Genomic DNA, 14,365 nt, shown 5'->3' with positions numbered 1-14,365 from the left:
ATTCGTGCTTTTATTTCCTTTTTTGCAATGCCTTGTGCACGAAAAAGGAGGGTGTATTTGATGTGCATTAAATGCGCTGTTGTTTTGCGGGCGCGAATGCTTATCGCTTAGATAGCGGGTTTACGGCTTGTTGTGGCGTATTTCGGCGGGAAAAGATCATCGTTCCTCGCAGCATCGATGTCATCTTTTCATGACGTGAGAGTCGCGCGAGATCAAAATCCAACGCTCTTGCTGTATTTATCGAATTTAATAAATAAATCGTTTATAGTTGGGGAATTCCGGATGCGAGAGGGAGCCCGGATAAGCAGATTCAGGGTGGTTTGGGAGCTGAAGTATTCATACAAGGGGGAGTCAACATGAAAATCACGGATATCAGGATCAGCGTTCGGCTCGGCGCCTGCTTTGCGGCGCTGATCGTGGTGATGTGTGTCATCGCCGGGGTGGGCATCAAGAACCTGTGGACGGTGAGTGCCGCCACGGCGGAGATCGTCAACGACCGCTACGTCAAGGTCGCCATCGGCGCCCAGATGAGCGACAAGATCAATACCGCCGCACGCAGCCTGCGCAATGCCATCCTGGCGCGCAACCCGGAGGAGGCCAGGAAATACCTCGACCGGGTCGAGCTCAATACGGCTGAAGTCGGCCAGCACATGGCGCAGATGGACAAGCTGATCAACACGCCGCGTGGGCGTGAATTGATCGATGCGCTCAAGCAGTCGCGCGACGATTACACGCGCGAGCGCAAGAAGGTCGTCGAGCTGATCCTGCAACAGAAGAGGGATGAGGCGACCACCCAGCTGTTCGATCAGACCATCCCGGTGCAGGACAAGTATTTCGCTGCGCTCAAGGCCATGACCACTTTCCAGGCCGAGCTCATGGATCGGAGCGTGGAGCGTGCCAATGCCGCCTCCGCCATGGCGGTCAACATCATGCTGTTGCTGTCGGTGGCCGCCGTCATCCTGTCGGTGCTGTGTGCGGTGCTGATCACGCGTTCCATCACGCGGCCGCTCAATCAGGCTGTGGAAGTGGCCACCGCAGTGGCGGCAGGCGACCTGACCGTGCAGATCCATGCCACCTCCCGCGATGAGACCGGGGCGTTGCTGGCGTCGCTGAAGGCCATGAATGACAACCTGCATCGCATCGTCACCGAAGTGCGCCAGGGTAGCGACACCATCAATACCGCTTCGGCCGAGATCGCCACTGGCAACTTCGATCTGTCGTCGCGCACCGAGCAGCAGGCCGGCGCACTGGAGGAGACGGCCTCGGCCATGGAGGAACTGACTTCCACCGTCAGGCAGAACGCCGACAATGCGCGCCAGGCCAATACGCTGGCGGAGAGCGCGTCGGCCGTGGCGATCCAGGGTGGCAGTGTGGTGGGGGAGGTGGTGCAGACCATGGGCGAGATCAACGATGCCTCGCGCAAGATCGTGGACATCATCAGCGTGATCGATGGCATTGCATTCCAGACCAATATCCTGGCCTTGAATGCGGCGGTGGAAGCGGCACGGGCCGGTGAGCAGGGGCGCGGGTTTGCGGTGGTGGCTTCGGAGGTGCGCACGCTGGCTCAGCGCAGCGCGGCGGCGGCCAAGGAGATCAAGGGCCTCATCGACGCATCGGTGGAGCGCGTTGAGAGCGGCAGTCGCCTTGTGGAGCAGGCCGGTTCGACCATGAGCGAGGTGGTGGCCAGCGTCAAGCGGGTGACCGACGTGGTGGCCGAAATCACCGCCGCCAGTGGTGAGCAGAGCGATGGCATCGAACAGATCAACCAGGCCATCGTCCAGATGGATGAAACGACCCAGCAGAACGCGGCCCTGGTGGAGCAGGCGGCTGCGGCCGCGCAATCGCTGCAGGAGCAGTCCGGTCGTCTGTGCGAGACCGTCAGCATCTTCCGGTTGAGCAGCGGTGAAGTGGCACGCAGTCCAGCCGCTGGTGCGGTCAATATGGCGCCGGCGCGCAGCGTGGATATCTCGCCGCGTGCGCCGGCCTTGCCGCGCAAACCGCAGGCCAGGAGCAATCCGGCCGTGGCCAAGGCCTTGCCGGCGACGCCGGCACCGGCACCGGCACCGGCACCGGCAAAGGGGGCGGCGGTTGCTGCAGCCGAAGGGGATTGGGAGCAGTTCTGATTTCCGAGCGCTTGGCACCTTGCAGTTCCAACAGCGCGCCCGTCGGGCGCGCTTTTTTTTCATCCCCAGGTACTACGGCAGGGTGATGCCCTTCACCTGGGTCAGACGCTGCAGGGCTTCTTCCAGTGGCAGACGGGCGCGTCCGGCCGCAATGCAGAGAGACCGGTGCAGCGCTGCTTCTTCGTCCGATTCATCTTCGCACTGGCGGCTGTAGCGCTCGAAGCCGGCCAGGGCGGTCAACAGCTCGGCCAGGTGGCGCGGGCATTCGCACTGCATGCGGTCGGATGCCTCGGAGATATGGGCCAGGTCGCTCTCGCTGAAACGCGGTGGCGGTACGCTGGCTTCATCCTCGGGTGAGGTGGCCGTGGCCGGCAGTTCGATGCGCTGGATATGGTTGCCCAGCCAGTCGGCGTCAAGGCCATCCATGGGTTTGCGCAGCAGTCGATGACCGGCCTGTTCCAGGCGCGCCACCACCTCCGCCGAGCCGAAACGGTACAGGATCAGTACCGGTACCTGGGCCAGGGCGTGCCGCAGATCGTTCAGTCGCAGGTCCAGGTCGCTCTCCAGCACCGCGCTCTCCAGCACCAGCATGTCGCTCTCCACGCCGCGCAGGTCCAGTTGATCCAGCGACTCGACGGCTGCGGTGATCGTGAAATGCTGTCGCACCAGTGCCTCTCTGCCAGCCTTGGTGGAAATCCAGGGACCGACCACGGCCAGTCGCTTCGATGCCGGCATTGCTGCGCCCAGATCGCTGGCGGGTGTCTCCCTGCCCGGCAAGCTCTGGGTCAGCGACTCCAGCTCCTGTGGTGACAGGGCGGCCAGCTTGCCGATCCGGTGCCCGGCGTCGACCAGCCGCTTGATCCAGCCCAGTCGTTGCAGGTCGTCCTGCGAATAGAGGCGCTGACCACCGCCGCTGTGCTGTGAGGAAGTAATGCCGTAGCGATGCTCCCAGGCGCGCAGGGTCTCCACTGACATGCCCAGTTGCCGCGCCACGGCACCGGGCCGTAGCAGGGGGAGATCGGTCAGGTCGTCGGGTTGAGGGGTGACATGATCCATTGTGTTTTTGGCAATCAAAAATAATTTGAAGAAACAGGGATATTTTTCCGGGTTATCCGTTCAAATCCGTTGCATTTTGAATTTATGTGCAAATGCACCGAAAGATGCGTGTTTGTTTTGGTGATTTTTATCAGTATGTCACGCATTTGCAGGATTGTGAACGTGAAAAATAAAAAAGCAAGCGGCGCCGGCCTTCTGCAGGGCGCCGTCTCTTCAGGAACCTTGTCTGTCTCAACGGAAAAATGAACATGAAACTCTCTGACCTGAAAATCGGCACGCGCCTGTATATCGGTTTTGGCATGGTGGCCGCCATCCTGGTGATCCTGGTCAGTGTGGCCTACGCCAACTTCGCCCGCCTGGGGACGGCCAATGAATGGAACGTGCATACCTACGATGTGCGCGACCAGGTACAAGGCATGATGGAAAGCCTGATCAACATCGAGACCGGCCAGCGTGGCTTTTCCCTGACCGGTAACGACGCTTCGCTGGAGCCCTACCAGCTCGGCAACGCCAGTTTCAAGCAGTATCTGGCCAAGGCCCGTGAACTGACCGCCGACAATGCGGCCCAGCAGCAGCGCCTGCAGCAGATCAGTGAGGCCGAAGGGCGCTGGCTGGCGTCGGCCATCGACCCGGCCATCGCACTGAGGCGCGCGGTGCGTGACGGCCGTGAACAGATGGCCGCCGTGGTGAACTTTGAGCAGGCCGGCAAAGGCAAGACCGAGATGGATCGCATGCGCACCCTGCTGGGCGAGATGGACCGCGCCGAATCGTCCCTGCTGAGTACCCGCGCTGAGGAAGCCGCCAGCCTGAAGGCGGTGACCGGCAACACCCTCATCGGTGGCGGTGTCATTTCGGTGGTGCTGGCGATGCTGTTGGCCTGGTGGTTGTCCAACAACATCACCCGCCCGCTGGCCACGGCCGTGCGCCTGGCACGTCAGGTGGCCGGTGGTGACCTGACGGCGCGCATCCAGGTGAACTCGCGGGATGAAACCGGCGAACTGCTGGCCGCCCTCAAGGAGATGAACGCCAGTCTGGTGGGCATCGTCTCCGGTGTGCGCCGGGGGACCGACATGATCGCCACTGCATCCTCGCAGATCGCCAGCGGCAACCTGGACCTGTCCTCGCGCACCGAGCAGCAGGCCAGCTCGCTGGAGGAGACCGCTTCCTCGATGGAAGAGCTGACCTCCACGGTGCAGCAGAACACGGCCAATGCCCGCGAGGCCAACCGCATGGCGCAGGCCGCCTCGGATATCGCCAGCAGCGGCGGTGGCGTGGTCAACCGGGTGGTGGAGACGATGGAAGACATCAATGCCTCCTCGCGCAAGATCGTCGACATCATCAGCGTGATCGATGGTATCGCCTTCCAGACCAATATCCTGGCGCTCAACGCGGCCGTGGAAGCGGCGCGCGCCGGCGAGCAGGGGCGCGGCTTTGCCGTGGTGGCCACTGAGGTGCGCAGCCTGGCGCAGCGTTCGGCCGCAGCGGCCAAGGAGATCAAGGCCCTCATCAGTGATTCGGTAGCCAAGGTCGAATCCGGCAGCGTACTGGTCAACGAGGCCGGTGACACCATGCGCGAGATCGTCCAGAGCGTCCAGCGGGTGAGCAACATGATCAGCGAGATCAGTGCCGCCGGTGAGGAGCAACGCTCCGGCATCGAGCAGGTCAGCCAGGCGGTGGGCCAGATGGACCAGGTGACGCAGCAGAATGCTGCGCTGGTGGAAGAAGCGGCGGCAGCCTCGCAATCGCTGCAACAGCAGGCCCAGGAACTGGCCCAGGCGGTGAGTGTGTTCCGTATCGATGCCGCCCAGGTGCAGGAAGAGGCAGCGCCGTTGCTGGCCAAGGATACGATGGCGGCCCCGCGCAGCGTGGGCAGCACTGCAGGGCGCACTGCCAGCCACACTGTGCCGCGCACCGCGCGTGAACCGCGCCTGAGCACACCGCTGCCCGCCCGTCAGCTGGCTGGTGGCACCGATGAATGGGTCACCTTCTAAGCCTGCCATGCATGCCGACATCCTGAGAATGGACAGCGCACTGTGCGTGCCGTCCGAAAAAGAACAGCGACGCCTGGCCGTGCTGGACAGCTACTGCCTGCTCGACAGTCAGCCCGATGCGCTGTGCGACCTGGTCACCGACCTGGCCGCCAGGCTGTTCCAGACCGAGATCGCACTGGTCTCGCTGGTGGCGGAGAACCGTCAATGGTTCAAGTCCCGGCACGGGCTGCAGGCGCAGTCCACGCCGCGTTCGCAATCCTTCTGCAGCCACGTCATCGAGCAGGACCAGGTGATGGTGGTACTGGATGCCTGCCATGACCCACGCTTTGCAGACAATCCGCTGGTCACCGGCGAGCCGGGCATCCGCTTCTATGCAGGGGCTTCGCTGCGGACCAGGGAAGGCCTGTACCTGGGCACGCTGTGCGTGATCGGCAAGTCGCCGCGCCAGCAGTTCAGCGACGAGGAAGCGGCCACCCTGCAGCGGCTGGCGGCCATCGTGATGGCGCGGCTGGAAATCCTGCGCGACGCCAGCTATGTCGACAGCCTGACATCGCTGCCCAATCGCAGCCGCCTGGTAGGCGACCTGCAGACCTTGCGCAGCGTCGACGGCCCGCTCGACAAGCTCACGGCGGTGGCGGTGGAGGTGTGCGAGCACGTCTATCTGGCCGACATGATCAAGGCGCTCGGCTGGGATTACGTGGAAGGCTTCCTGATCGAAGCCAAGGAACGCCTGCGCCAGGCGCTGGGGGGCATCGCGCTCTATCGCATCGGTACCACCAGCTTTGCCTATCTGGAGCGGCGTGACGTCTGGCAGGCCCAGGCCGAGCAGATCGAGGAGGCCTTCGCTGCGACCGTGGCGCATCAGGGGATTCCGCATCATCTGGACATCTCGGTGGGGATCGTGCCGATGTCGCAGTGCGCGGACGACAATGAATTGGTACCGGCGCTGCTGACCGCCATTGACGTGGCGCGGGAATGCGGCAGCCTGCAGTGTCACTACGAACAGCCGCTGGGGCGCATGCAGAAGCATTCCTTCGAACTGCTGTCGGCCATCCCGGGGGCACTGCTGGCCACCGATGAACTGTGGCTGGAGTTCCAGCCCAAGGTGGCGCTGATGTCAGGCCAGTGCGCCGGGGTGGAGGCGCTGCTGCGCTGGCGCCATCCGGTGCATGGGCTGATCTCGCCGGCTCTGTTCATCCCGCTGGCGGAAAAGACAGCCCTGATCCGCCAGGTCACCCTGTGGGTCCTGCAGCACGGCATCGAGCAGGCTGCTGCCTGGATGCGCCAGGGCCGTGCCATTGCAGTGGCCATCAACGTGTCGGCACGCGACTTCGACAACGACGATCTGGTGCATGCCCTGGCTGCACAACTGCAGCGGCATCGTCTTCCTGCCGGCCTGATCGAGATCGAGTTCACGGAGAGCGCGATGAGCAAGAACCCGGAAAAGCTCTACGGCAAGATCCAGGAAATCAAGCGGCTGGGGGTGAAGGTGGCCATCGACGATTTCGGCGCCGGCTTCAGCAACCTGAGCTATCTCAAGAACATCCCCGCCGACTATCTCAAGATCGACCAGTCCTTCATCCGCACCATGGAGAGCAATTACTCCGACCAGCAGATCGTGCCGTCGATGATCCATCTGGGCCAGAAGCTGGGATTTGCGGTCGTGGCCGAGGGCCTGGAGACCGAGAAATGCCGGCGCATCCTGCAGCACCTGGGCTGCGAATATGGGCAGGGGTACGGTATCGCCCGTCCCATGGCGGCCGCCGATACCTGGGACTGGATCGCGGCCCGGGGTTGAAGCAAACAGCTGGTCTCTTACGGCCGCGCTTGCGATGAGGATTGGTGAGGAGTATATTGCCGGGCAGAAATATAGCGATGGAGACCATCCACATGCCCCGTCCTGCCTCCCTCCTGCTACTTCTCCTGAGTGCCTCGGTATTGACGCTGGGGGCCTGCAGCCGCTCGCCCAAGGAGCAACTGGCCTATGAACACGCCGAGCTGCAGTATCAGATCAATGTGCGCAATGCCGAACTGGCGCGTAGCGGCGACCGGCCTGCCATGCCGGTGGAGGTCGGCAGCGCGGGTGGCGGCGAATGAGCGGCCCTGCGTAAGCGCATCCGGCGAGGACTCAAGACACATCCTCATTTCCCGGCCCGCACTGCTTCGAGCGCTGTATTGACCAGGGCTTCCACGGCGAACAGGTCACCCTCACGCAGCAATTGATCCACCCTGGACTGGAACCCGGCACACTGTGGATGCTGCTGCAGTAGCGCATCGCCCCAGTCCAGCAAATCCGAGACCGCACCACTGTCGATCAACACACGTGCCTGCTGCAGGCTTTCCTGCGGCGGCAGTGGGTCCTGTCCGGCAGTGTCCCCGGTCGTCTCGCTGGTTGCTGCAACGGCTGCGACGGTGCCGACCGCTGCAACCGTTCCTGCCAGCGCCGAGCCCAGCTGCGGCAGCGGCAGGCCCAGCAGGCGTGCCAGGGTTTCCTGCAATTCCATGAAGTTGACCGGCTTGAGCAGGCAGGCATCGAATGCCAGGTCATCGGGGCGGTCTGTTGGCGGCCGCAGGGTTGCCGACAGCAACAGCACCGGCACGCCCGGCAGATGCTGGCGGGTGGCCCGCAGGACCTCGCCTCCTTTTGCAGCGGGTAGCAGGTAGTCGGTCAGCACCAGCGCCGGGGCGGGTTTGTCGGTCTGCATGATGCGTGCGACGGCGCTTTCGCCGTCTGCATACAGTTCCACCTCGAAGGCCAGCATTTCCAGTTGCTCTACCAGCAGGTCGGCGATGTCGGGACTGTCCTCCACCACCAGCAGCCGGCGACCAGTTCCATCGATGAGGGGATGCGTGTTGCTGTCTTCGCGGCAGTCGTCACGGGCAATGTCCTGTTCGTCCGCCAGGGCGACCGGCAACTGCAAGGTCAGGACAGTGCCTTGACCGGGCTGGCTTTGCAGGGCGATCTGCCCGTCCATCTGCTGTATCCATTGACGTACCAGGGCCAGCCCCATGCCGAGGCCGGGTTGCGAGCGGTCGGCCCCGGCCCGTTCGAAAGGCTCGAACACGCTTGCCTGGTAGTGTAAGGGAATGCCGCTCCCTGTATCGCTGACCCGCATTTCCATCACGCCCGTTCCGGAGCGCACGGCCGCCGCCTGCCAGCCGACTTCCAGCCTGATACTGCCCTCGCGGGTGTACTTGGCAGCATTGTCGAGCAGGTTGCCCAGGAGGCGGCGCAGCCGGGGGGCGTCGATCCTGAGCACCGGTGGCAGCGCCGGTGAGACGTCAAGGCTGAAAGCATTGTGCTGCCGTCGGGCCAGGGCCGCGCCTTCCTGGCCGATGGTCTGCAGCAACCCATGCACATACAGGGGCCTGGGTTGCGACAGGTCCATGCGGTCGCCGTGGGCGTAGTCGATGAGGTCATTGATCATGGACAGCATGTGGCGGGCGCTGCGCACGATGATGCGTCCATACCGCCCTTGTTCGCCGCCGACGGCCTGCAGCATGTCGGCAAAGCCGAGGATGGAAGTCAGCGGGGTGCGCAGATCATGGCTGATGCTGGTGAAAAAGCCATTCTTGGAATGACGGGCATGATCGGCGACCTCCAGGGCCGCGCGCAATTCACTGGTGCGATGGTTGACCGCCTGCTCCAGCTTGAACTGTTCGCGCATGCGCAGGGAGAGCACCGACCACTGCATCTGCTCGAACTTGTGATGCAGTTGCAGCGCACGCCCGACCACCATCGTAGAGGCCACGCCGAGCAGGCCAAGCTGGAACAGGGTGGAGAACTGCCAGTCCGGCAGGATGCCGTGTGCAATCAGGCCGTTGAGCTCCAGCATCTTCAGCCACATCGCCGACCAGGCCAGGCCAAAGGAGATGGCCAGCAAGCGCGCATTGTCCAGCCCGTGGCGCCAGCCATGCAGCATCGATGCGGCCCACATCAGATAGCAGGTGGCGGCGATGGCATTGGCCACTGGAGCTGTGGCGCGGAAGTCGCCTGCTGCGATCCATATGGTCACCACGATGAGCGCCGCGCTCATGACGTCGTAGATCCGCTTCCAGCGCCGTTCCCAGCGCGGCAGCTGATCCAGACTGACCAGCAGATAGCTCATCCTGAGATGCAGCAGGGTGGTCAGGCAGCCCAGCGTGATGGGGACGCGTACCAGCCACATGCCACCCCTGGGGAGCAGGTAGAGGTAGAGATAGCCCTGGAAGCTGAGGATGAAGAGCAGCGCCGAGCAGATCCACACCGCCATCAGCACGGAACCGCGATCGCGCCATTCCACGCCCTGGATCAACGCGTACGTCACCAGCACCAGGGCGATGCCGATGACGAAGGCCTGGAAGGCCAGCTCGCGACCTTCTTCCTCCCGGAACACGGCGGGATCCCACAGCACCACACCCAGTTCGATCACCGAGCTGCCGGCCACCCGCAGCACCATCGTGCGTTGCTCGCCCGGTGCCAGCGTCAGCGCAAACAGGGCCGTGCGGCCCTGCACCTCGCGTTGCGCAGAGGCGTACTTCGTGCCGGCGACCTGTGGCGGCTGCCAGCGTAGTCCGGCCCCGGGGACGCCCGCCGTGAGCGGTTCCGAGAGATGCAGTTGCACATCCTGCAGGCGCGCCGATCCCATGGCCAGCCAGCGCGTGACGGGGACGGGACTGTCGTTGCGCAGTTGCCCACGCAACCAGAAGGCCCCTTCGCGATAGCCCTCCTGCAGGACAGAGACGTTGATGTTCTCCCACTCCGGACTTTGCATGGCGGAGGACAACTGCTCCGTGGCCCCTTCATCCCGCAGCAATTGCAAATACTGGGTGACGGACTCCCCGTACTGCCACCGGGACAGATCGATGGCCTGTGCCGAGCGGGCCGCTGTGGGCCACACCAATGCAACCCACAGGACAGGCAACAAGCACCAGCGTGACGCCCACATCATCGCAGTGGCTAGCGGCGGAACTGACTGGGTGGCATGCCGAAGCGATCCCGGAATGCCGTGGAGAAGTTGGCAGTGTTGCTGTAGCCGATTGCCAGCGCAATGGCACCGATGTCCAGCGTACTTTCGGAGAGCAGTCGCCTGGCCTCCTTCATACGCTCTTCGCGCAGGTAGTCGAAGACCGTCACGCCGCAGCAATGCTTGAAGGCGACGGAGAGGCGACGCGCATTGCTCCCCACAGCGGCGGCCAGGGCATGCAGACCCATCGGCTGGTCGAGTTTTTCCAGTATCAATCGGCGCGCCGCCTCGAACAGCACGACGTCGAAAGTGCTGTTGTTGACGGAAGTCCCCACCGTTGCCGGCGAGACGTCTGCGGCGCTGCTGCCGGCCATGTTTGGCAGGGGCGCCAGCTCCTCGTGCACCGGTGAGCGCAGATGTACGCACAGACGCAGTCGCACTTCCTCGAAATCGAATGGTTTGGTCACGTAATCCACCGCACCTGCCCGTAGACCCGAGATCTTTTCTTCACTGGCATCGGCTGCCGAAAGGAAGATCAGCGGGATATTGCGAGTGACCGCATTGGCCTTGAGCAGGCGGCAGCTCGTGAGCCCATCATAGACCGGCATGCGAATGTCCATCAGGATCAGGTCAGGCCGCACAGTCTGCGCCTTGTGGTAGCCGTCCTGCCCGTCCCGTGCGACATACAGTCGCGCCCCGTAGCGCAGCAGGAAACCGGAGAGCAGCATGCGGTCCTCCTCGGCGTCATCGACAAGCAGGATGCGCTGTCCGGCCAACAGGCCGGTGTGTGCGGTATGTGTGGTACGTGTGTTCAGATTGGTTCTGTGGCTCATGTTCACCTCGTGACGAAAGTTCGGAAGTTACGGCGGGAAGTTACCCCGAAATGGAGGCGAAGCGACGCAAAAATGCCGTTTGGGAACATATTTTTCCCGCCATCAAAACAATGGGATCGGCTGGCAAAAATGTGACGATCTCAGTCCGGATTTTTTTCGGTCGGCCGGTGCCGCGGTCACGTTGCAGGGTGCGATGGCGCCTTAGCATATTGCGCCAATAACTTCCATGATCGGCCCGCTAGAATCGTTGGAAAAAGGTCAGTAGAAAATATTTTTCCTTCGTGAACAAACATCCGTGCAGATCGCAAAAGTGGATGCGTGAAATTCCAGGTTTCCTTCGATAAATTCCTTAAACGCCAAATCCGTCGCCTTGATCTGAAGGGGCAAGGGAGCGTTGGCAGATCCGACCCGCTCGGATTTCCTTGGTTTTATTTCCGATCGGGTCGTTCAAGGATGCGTTTGAGTAAGAAGGAGAAGCCGCAATGGCCAATATTTTATTGATCGAAGAAATTCTGACGTCCGGGCAGCGCCAAGGCAGTCACGCCGTGCGCAAGCTGATGGAGCAACAGGGACACAAGGTGCTGAGCGTGATGGCGGATGGCGATAAGCTGCTCATGCCGACGCAGGATTGCGACATCGCCATCGTTGACGTTGGAAAAGCCAGCGGGACCGGCTACACGGTGACCGAACAACTTCGCGCCACGCATGGTGGCATGGGTATCCTGCTGCTGGCGGGACAGGAAGAGACCGCAGCCCAGCGGGTCGCCGGGCTGCAACGTGGTGCCGACTTCTGCGAAGCCAGGCCGGAGGAAGCAGATCTGCTCAATGCCTATGTCGATGTGCTGCTGCGTCGGGTCGCGCCAGAAGTCTGGCGGCTCGATACCAAGGCACGCACCTTGCGGGCACCCCGACATGATGCGGTGGAGATCAACGTGCGCGAGGTCGCATTGCTGCGCGCGCTGGCCGATAGCGCACGCAATGCCGCGAACCGCTCGACCATCGCACACGCCTTTGGTGCCGACTGGATCGGCTTTGACGAGCGCGTATTGGAAAAGACCGTCAGCCGGCTTCGCCGCAAATGGCGTGAGAGAACCCTGGGCGACTTGCCCCTGCGCACTCTGCATGGCGTGGGTTATTGCTTCACCGAAGCGCTACAGGTGCATTGAGAGGACAGTTGGCCGGGCTTCTGGCGCGGCCGCTGTGACTGCGGTCGGTTCAGTTCTTGCGCGCGACCCAGTAGGTCGCGCCGGCATCGCCGTAACGTTCGCTATGAGGCGTGCCGGGCAGCACCTGGAAGCGGTCGCCCGCGACCAGGCGGCGCTCTGCTGCGCCATCAAGCGTCAGAAACATCTCGCCTTGGACGACCAGGGCGTTGGCTTCGAAGGGGTGGGTGTGGGTTTCGAGGACGGTGCCTCCGTCCCAATGTCGTTCCACGACTTCGTCATAGCCTCGTGCCAGCATGGTGTCGCGAAACTGGTCGAGTGTGATGTCAAGGATGGGGGTGTCAAGGGTGGCGGCTGGCTGGTTCATGGTGGTTTCCGGAGGGCTGGCGACGGTTGAAGGAACGGCGTGTCGTCACACTATAGCGCTGCCCGGAAAGCCTTGCTGGACGTGGCCCGGGTGTCAGTCATCCGTCAGAAACCCGTCAGAGATTCGTCAGGATGACGACCGGGACGCCTCATGAAAGACGTCACCCAGGCCCGCCGCTGCACTCAGTCCAGTTTGGCCTGGCGCTGGTTGCCGGCCACCACGAACTTGCCGGCGCCGAGGTGATGCAGGGTATGCAGATCGGCATTGGCGTCAGTGAAGGACCAATGACCGTTCTCGAAGATGCGGGCATCGGCCGCCGCAGCGACCACTTCGCCAAAGAAGGTGTCATAGGCCTGCTCGGTATGGCTCTCCTTGATCCAGCGACACTCCAGCCACGCAGCGCAGCCTTGTTCCAGCACTGGCATGCCCAGGACCGGGCCGGTGCCAGCCTCGATATGGTGGCGTTTGAATTTGTCGATATCGCGACCGCTTTCGCTGCCCACGGCATAGGTCAGGTCCATCTGCGCGGCACCGGGGACGATGATGCCGAAGCTGCCCGATTGCATGATCAGCTCGCGGGTATGGGTGCTCTTGTCGATCACCACCGCGATGCGCGGCGGCGTGAACTCCACCGGCATGGACCAGGCGGCGGCCATGATGTTGCGCTGCCCGCCATGGGCGGCGGTAATGAGTACCGTGGGGCCGTGGTTGACCAGGCGGCTGGCGTGTTCCAGGGCGACGGGGCGGAAATGACTGGGATGGGACAAGATCAACTCCTTGGGCAATGGGGAAGACAGGCGGCAAGGATGACACAGAATGCGTGGGCAGGTGGCCTGCGCGGCTGGCCTGAGCGCTGATGCAAAAACGGGAGCCTTAGCCCCCGTTTCAGTCATGTCCTGCAGGCGAGCTTGTCGCTCACTTGCCCCAGTTCAGCACCACCGGGTCCAGGCGACGGGCCACGCGCAGCAGGCCTTCGCGCACCTTGGGGTGCATCGGTGCCTGCGGATGGCGCAGCATGTCGGACTTGATCACGCCGCCTTCGAGCATCAGTGCCTTGCAGGCGGCCAGGCCGCACTGGCGGTTTTCATAGTTGATCAGCGGCAGCCAGTGCATGTAGAGCTCGGCGGCCTTTTCGGTGTCGCCGGCCATGTAGGCGTCGACGATCTTGCGGATACCATCCGGGTAGCCGCCGCCGGTCATGGCGCCGGTGGCACCGGCGTCGAGGTCGGGGATCAGGGTGATGGCTTCTTCGCCGTCCCACGGGCCGACCACGGCGTCACCGCCCAGTTCGATCAGATCGCGCAGCTTGGAGGCGGCGCCGGCGGTTTCGATCTTGAAATAGGAGACGTTTTCGATTTCCTTGGCCATGCGTGCCAGGAAGGGCGCCGACAGCGGGGTGCCGGCCACCGGTGCATCCTGGATCATGATGGGGATGTCGATGGCTTCGGACACGCGTGCATAGAACTCGTAGATCTGCTTTTCGGACACACGGAAGGTGGCGCCGTGGTAGGGCGGCATCACCATCACCATGGCGGCGCCCGCATCCTGCGCGGCGCGGCTGCGCTCGGCGCAGATCTGGCTGCCGAAGTGGGTGGTGGTGACGATCACCGGCACGCGTCCGGCGACGTGTTCCAGCACGGTGTTCTGCACCTGCACGCGCTCTTCGTCGGAGAGCACGAACTGTTCCGAGAAGTTGGCCAGGATGCACAGGCCGTTGGAGCCGGCATCGATCATGAAGTCGATGGCGCGCTTCTGGCCTTCCAGGTCGAGCTGGCCGTGTTCGTCGAAGATGGTGGGGGCGACCGGGAATACGCCGCGGTAGATGGGGGTGCTCATGGAGTCTCCGTCATGGTTGTCGTGGGCCATCGGTGGATGGCGGCTTGCAA

Annotated in this window: 11 protein-coding genes; 5 read left to right on the top strand and 6 right to left on the bottom strand. The window is 63.0% G+C overall.

The genetic code is table 11. From position 1 onward, the window contains the following. Nucleotides 1-356: 356 nt before the first annotated feature. Nucleotides 357-2,123, top strand: coding sequence for a methyl-accepting chemotaxis protein (locus ACEOAC_RS18790; protein ID WP_413444493.1), 1,767 nt, complete (start codon nucleotides 357-359; stop codon nucleotides 2,121-2,123). Nucleotides 2,124-2,195: 72 nt separating this feature from the next. Here the strand turns inward: ACEOAC_RS18790 and ACEOAC_RS18785 are convergent, their stop codons facing one another. After that, a complete protein-coding gene (locus ACEOAC_RS18785; protein WP_413444494.1) occupies nucleotides 2,196-3,179 on the bottom strand; it encodes a MerR family transcriptional regulator in 984 nt (327 codons plus the stop codon). Nucleotides 3,180-3,427: 248 nt separating this feature from the next. On the opposite strand from ACEOAC_RS18785, the gene ACEOAC_RS18780 reads away from it, so the two are divergent. The 3 genes from ACEOAC_RS18780 (at nucleotide 3,428) to ACEOAC_RS18770 (ending at nucleotide 7,267) form a co-directional block, all read left to right on the top strand. After that, nucleotides 3,428-5,170 (top strand): methyl-accepting chemotaxis protein, encoded by a 1,743-nt coding sequence (locus tag ACEOAC_RS18780; RefSeq protein WP_413628510.1) that lies wholly within the window; start codon nucleotides 3,428-3,430, stop codon nucleotides 5,168-5,170. A 28-nt stretch (nucleotides 5,171-5,198) separates the two neighbouring features. Continuing rightward, a complete protein-coding gene (locus ACEOAC_RS18775; RefSeq protein WP_413444337.1) occupies nucleotides 5,199-6,968 on the top strand; it encodes an EAL domain-containing protein in 1,770 nt (589 codons plus the stop codon). A gap of 92 nt (nucleotides 6,969-7,060) precedes the next feature. Beyond that, entirely contained in the window at nucleotides 7,061-7,267 is a 207-nt protein-coding gene (locus tag ACEOAC_RS18770; protein ID WP_413444336.1) for a hypothetical protein, read from the top strand. A 44-nt stretch (nucleotides 7,268-7,311) separates the two neighbouring features. Here the strand turns inward: ACEOAC_RS18770 and ACEOAC_RS18765 are convergent, their stop codons facing one another. After that, complete coding sequence (locus tag ACEOAC_RS18765; protein WP_413444339.1) at nucleotides 7,312-10,098, bottom strand: ATP-binding protein; 2,787 nt, start codon at nucleotides 10,096-10,098, stop codon at nucleotides 7,312-7,314. 11 nt (nucleotides 10,099-10,109) lie between these two features. Continuing rightward, complete coding sequence (locus tag ACEOAC_RS18760; protein WP_241811994.1) at nucleotides 10,110-10,949, bottom strand: DNA-binding response regulator; 840 nt, start codon at nucleotides 10,947-10,949, stop codon at nucleotides 10,110-10,112. 482 nt (nucleotides 10,950-11,431) lie between these two features. Here ACEOAC_RS18760 and ACEOAC_RS18755 point away from each other — a divergent pair, with 482 nt between their 5' ends. Continuing rightward, complete coding sequence (locus ACEOAC_RS18755) at nucleotides 11,432-12,115, top strand: response regulator transcription factor (RefSeq protein WP_413444335.1); 684 nt, start codon at nucleotides 11,432-11,434, stop codon at nucleotides 12,113-12,115. A 49-nt stretch (nucleotides 12,116-12,164) separates the two neighbouring features. Here the strand turns inward: ACEOAC_RS18755 and ACEOAC_RS18750 are convergent, their stop codons facing one another. From ACEOAC_RS18750 to ACEOAC_RS18740, 3 genes are all read right to left on the bottom strand, one after another. Next, complete coding sequence (locus ACEOAC_RS18750) at nucleotides 12,165-12,479, bottom strand: cupin domain-containing protein (protein ID WP_077237773.1); 315 nt, start codon at nucleotides 12,477-12,479, stop codon at nucleotides 12,165-12,167. Nucleotides 12,480-12,661: 182 nt separating this feature from the next. Then, a complete protein-coding gene (locus ACEOAC_RS18745) occupies nucleotides 12,662-13,246 on the bottom strand; it encodes a flavin reductase family protein (protein ID WP_006463215.1) in 585 nt (194 codons plus the stop codon). Between the two features lie 148 nt (nucleotides 13,247-13,394). Beyond that, the gene (locus tag ACEOAC_RS18740) at nucleotides 13,395-14,315 is read right to left on the bottom strand and encodes a dihydrodipicolinate synthase family protein (protein WP_006463214.1); all 921 of its coding nucleotides are present in this window, start codon (nucleotides 14,313-14,315) and stop codon (nucleotides 13,395-13,397) included. Between the last annotated feature and the right edge of the window lie 50 nt (nucleotides 14,316-14,365).

Origin of the sequence: Herbaspirillum frisingense, from assembly GCF_047325095.1 — a bacterium.
Classification (GTDB): Bacteria; Pseudomonadota; Gammaproteobacteria; order Burkholderiales; family Burkholderiaceae_D; genus Herbaspirillum; species Herbaspirillum frisingense.
This window is presented reverse-complemented; position numbering and strand designations above follow the sequence as displayed.

Coding starts and splice junctions, on each gene's coding strand:
- ACEOAC_RS18775 (WP_413444337.1), top strand. CDS start 5,199: ATGGACAGCGCACTGTGCGTGCCGTCCGAAAAAGAACAGCGACGCCTG.
- ACEOAC_RS18765 (WP_413444339.1), bottom strand. CDS start 10,098: ATGTGGGCGTCACGCTGGTGCTTGTTGCCTGTCCTGTGGGTTGCATTG.
- ACEOAC_RS18770 (WP_413444336.1), top strand. CDS start 7,061: ATGCCCCGTCCTGCCTCCCTCCTGCTACTTCTCCTGAGTGCCTCGGTA.
- ACEOAC_RS18760 (WP_241811994.1), bottom strand. CDS start 10,949: ATGAGCCACAGAACCAATCTGAACACACGTACCACACATACCGCACAC.
- ACEOAC_RS18755 (WP_413444335.1), top strand. CDS start 11,432: ATGGCCAATATTTTATTGATCGAAGAAATTCTGACGTCCGGGCAGCGC.
- ACEOAC_RS18790 (WP_413444493.1), top strand. CDS start 357: ATGAAAATCACGGATATCAGGATCAGCGTTCGGCTCGGCGCCTGCTTT.
- ACEOAC_RS18780 (WP_413628510.1), top strand. CDS start 3,428: ATGAAACTCTCTGACCTGAAAATCGGCACGCGCCTGTATATCGGTTTT.
- ACEOAC_RS18750 (WP_077237773.1), bottom strand. CDS start 12,479: ATGAACCAGCCAGCCGCCACCCTTGACACCCCCATCCTTGACATCACA.
- ACEOAC_RS18740 (WP_006463214.1), bottom strand. CDS start 14,315: ATGAGCACCCCCATCTACCGCGGCGTATTCCCGGTCGCCCCCACCATC.
- ACEOAC_RS18785 (WP_413444494.1), bottom strand. CDS start 3,179: ATGGATCATGTCACCCCTCAACCCGACGACCTGACCGATCTCCCCCTG.